Source organism: Pontibacterium sp. (assembly GCF_041587635.1).
GTDB lineage: Bacteria > Pseudomonadota > Gammaproteobacteria > Pseudomonadales > Balneatricaceae > Pontibacterium.
Map to the genome: position 1 here is coordinate 1 of NZ_JBFGYC010000427.1, position 3569 is coordinate 3569.

A 3569-nucleotide genomic window follows, 5' to 3' on the forward strand; every position below is an offset into this window, starting at 1 on the left:
CACAAGGTAGTACATATATGATGCGCGCTGTTCAGGATTTGAGTTTTGCCGTAAAAATCGGTTTGATTGTTTCCCTCCTTATTTCCTTACTCCTGATTACTTCTGTTTATGGCATTTACAAAATCAGTCTTGTTGGGCAAGAAATGGAAACTATATCGAAGGAAGATATGCCTCTCACAGAGCTTGTCTCCGATGTGACCATTAAGCAGCTGGAAAAGGCGATCCTAATCGAAAAAGCGATGCGCACGGCAGGGCTTGGCGAGGGAACTGACGACATCAACATACTCCATCGCCAGATTAATCAACTGGCGCAGGATATCAATACGGAAATCAAGCAAGGCGAAGCAATCCTCAAGACAGCCAAAACACACGCGCTCACCCCTCAGTTGGAGCAGGAACTCCTGAAACTGGAACAGGAACTGATATCCATTGAACAGGAACACACAACCTACGAGGCTATGGTCGAAGACCTGCTTCAACAAATTGAACGCAATGATACGGTTTCAGGCGCTAACCTAAGAGCTCTGGAAAAAGCACAGACCACGATTGATCACCACTTGGAAGCGCTACTTCAGGGTGTGATAAAAATGACCGAACACGCCTTGGAAACGGTATATCACGATGAACAAGAGGCGCTAAAGGGTATGGTGGCTATCTCAATAGCTTCTGTCGTGTTTGGGCTCTTTATGGGCATCGTTCTCACGCGTTCGATTACCCGCCCACTGAAGAATGCGGTCTCTGCTGCTGAGCGCCTCGCTGAAGGCGACCTCACTGTTCAGATACAAGCTGGGAGTAAAGACGAAACAGGTCAGCTTCTTATCGCTATGAAACACATGACCGAACGCCTGTTGGATACCGTTAGTCACATCTCCGCAGCATCTGAGCAACTTAGCTCGGCAACGGAAGAGATGTCCAACGTCACCAACCAGACCGCTGCCAGCGTACACTCTCAGAAATGTAACCTGGAGCAAACGGCCACGGCGATCCACGAGATGTCGGCGACGGTGGGGGAAATTGCTCAGAACGCCCAAGTAGCCGCTACGTCCACCTCCGCAGCAGATAGCGAAACAAAGCAAGGCCTCGACGTTATTGAAAACGTTAACGAAATAATATCCTCTCTGTCCGACGATATCGGTAACACAAAAGCGGCAATCATCCGCCTGGATGAACAAACCTCCAACGTCGGCTCAATTCTTGAAGTAATTACTGCGGTTGCAGATCAGACCAATCTGTTGGCACTCAACGCAGCGATCGAAGCAGCTCGTGCGGGCGAGCATGGACGTGGATTTGCTGTTGTCGCAGATGAAGTCAGGACGTTGGCATCCCGTACTCAGGAGTCGATAACCACCATTCAAGATTTGATTACCAACCTACAGCAGGAGTCGAAAAACTCCGTCAGGGCGATGGACGTGGGTGAGCAAAAGGTTCAACAGAGCGCCAAGATGGCACAACAGGCCGGTGTTGCATTGACGTCCATCGAACAAGCCGTATCATCAATCAACGATATGAATCTGCAGATCGCCAGCGCATCAGAGCAACAAAACATGGTAGCCGAGGAGATAACCCATTCGGTTTCTAACATCAATCAAGCCAGTGACGAAACCAATAATGGCGCACAGCAAATTGCGGTATCCAGTGAGGAACTGTCGCAGATGGCAATGAGCCTAAAGACACTGGTTAGACAGTTTAAAATAGAGGCCTGAATTACTACATATAAGTTGTAGTAATTCAGACCCGATCTGACAGTTACCGACTTACCAGGGTGTGACTGTCAGGTCAAAATCAGTTCAGCTTCTTCTCCAGCCAAACTGACTTCCCATCAAGCAATGTTTCCTTCGGCGTTCTGCCGCAGCACATTTTTCCCTGATGGGTACGTTCATTGTTGTAATAATCGATCCATATATCCAGATCTTTCTGGAGTTCGTCGATGCTTCCATACAGTTTCTTGCGGAAAGTTACCTGATAAAACTCCTGTAAAATCGTCTTATGGAAGCGCTCGCAGATACCATTAGTCTGGGGTGACTTCACCTTAGTCTTGGTGTGATCAATATCATTAATCGCCAGATAAAGCTGATAGTCATGCTGCTCGGCCTTACCACAATACTCTGTCCCCCGGTCGGTCAAGATGCGTAAGAGAGGAAGCTCATTGGTCTCGAATAAGGGAAGCACCTTGTCGTTAAGCAGATCTGCAGCTGTGATCGGCGTTTTGGTCGTGTAGAGCTTGGCACAAGCGACCTTGGAATATGTATCCACGAATGTCTGCTGGTAGACGCGCCCAACGCCTTTCAGGGTGCCCACATAGAAGGTATCTTGAGAGCCAAGATAACCAGGGTGTGCGGTCTCTATCTCGCCTGCGGCTTCATCATCTTGCTGTTTGCGTTCAAGGGCTACGACTTGAGACTCCGTCAGGATAATGCCTTCTTCAGCAACTTTGGCTTCTAAGGCCAATAGGCGCTGCTTAAAGTTTCCGAGCTCATGTCTGAGCCAGACACTACGGACTCCGCTGGGTGAAACGAATACACCGCGTTTCCTTAACTCATTACTGGTTCTCGCCTGACCATGCGCGGGCTGTTCAATAGCATAAGCGACAACCGCTGCTTCAATCTGATCATCAACTCGGTTTTTAAGGTTAGGTTTTCGACGTGTTTGGTCAAAGAGTGCTTCAACCCCGCCATCCTCAACAGCAGCCTTGTAGCGATAGAAAGTGTCTCTAGATAGGCCCATTACTTTGCAAGCCTTAGAGACGTTTCCAAGCTCTTCTGCCAAATTCAGCAAGCCAAGCTTGTGTTTGATGATGCGTTCGTTACTCTGAATCATGAGGGTTACCATTTTGGCTTTGATGTTCGTTTGGTCACATTCATCAAAGTCGGTAACCCTCCCTTCTTCAAGGCAGGTGTCAGATTAAGTGTGAATTAATTCAGTTCAGTTCTGCACGACTCCCCTGCTTGAAACAGGTCATTGCACACAGATCATCCCAATACCAGGCAAGCCATGGTTCGCACGGTATTGAGATGAGCCAGACCAGGCTACCGTGACACATTACTGAGTTATCACTCCGCACTCTCATATCGCGCACCCCCCCTATGAATCACCTCTATCTGCTGGCAATTTGACTCTGTGTCGGTGACTAGACATTAATCTGACTGATTGCTTAGCGTTTTTTCGGTATTCTGGCGGCTTAATCATTGCGAGTGCCTCTGGGCTTGGTTGTACTTTAATGTGCAATAACGTCCAGGTAGCATCCCGCTTTCCAGACATGTCCACTGATATTGATTGAAACTGAGTTATGAACTTTGAGATGCTTCAGGAGCGCTTCTTTGCATTGCGCTCCAACCGTATGTTTGAGCTGTTTGTTGTTGCTGTCATTCTGTTTTCTGCGTTGGTGATCGGGGCAAAAACCTACGACATCCCGGAAAACGTGTTGATGGTGATCGGGTGGTTAGATACCGCGATTACACTTTTCTTTCTGGTTGAAATTACCATCCGCTTTGTGGGAGAGCCAAATAAGCGCGCCTTCTTCAAAGACCCCTGGAATCTCTTTGACACACTCATCGTAGTGGTCAGCATCA

Annotated in this window: 3 protein-coding genes; 2 read left to right on the top strand and 1 reads right to left on the bottom strand. The window is 48.2% G+C overall.

Annotation, left to right across the window (positions count from 1 at the left end):
- The first annotated feature begins 143 nt into the window (after nt 1-143).
- Complete coding sequence (locus ABYW01_RS16820; RefSeq protein ID WP_372834927.1) at nt 144-1703, top strand: methyl-accepting chemotaxis protein; 1560 nt, start codon at nt 144-146, stop codon at nt 1701-1703.
- 79 nt (nt 1704-1782) lie between these two features.
- Here ABYW01_RS16820 and ABYW01_RS16825 read toward each other — a convergent pair whose 3' ends face one another.
- Nucleotides 1783-2817 carry an IS481 family transposase gene (locus ABYW01_RS16825; protein WP_372834928.1) on the bottom strand — a complete coding sequence of 345 codons (1035 nt, stop codon included), beginning with the start codon at nt 2815-2817 and terminating at the stop codon, nt 1783-1785.
- Between the two features lie 469 nt (nt 2818-3286).
- On the opposite strand from ABYW01_RS16825, the gene ABYW01_RS16830 reads away from it, so the two are divergent.
- Nucleotides 3287-3569 (top strand): ion transporter (locus ABYW01_RS16830; protein WP_372834930.1); only part of this gene is annotated, 283 nt, incomplete at its 3' end.

Excerpts from the sequence above, each read along its gene's own strand:
- ABYW01_RS16825 (WP_372834928.1), bottom strand. The coding sequence starts at position 2,817 with ATGATTCAGAGTAACGAACGCATCATCAAACACAAGCTTGGCTTGCTG.
- ABYW01_RS16820 (WP_372834927.1), top strand. The coding sequence starts at position 144 with ATGGAAACTATATCGAAGGAAGATATGCCTCTCACAGAGCTTGTCTCC.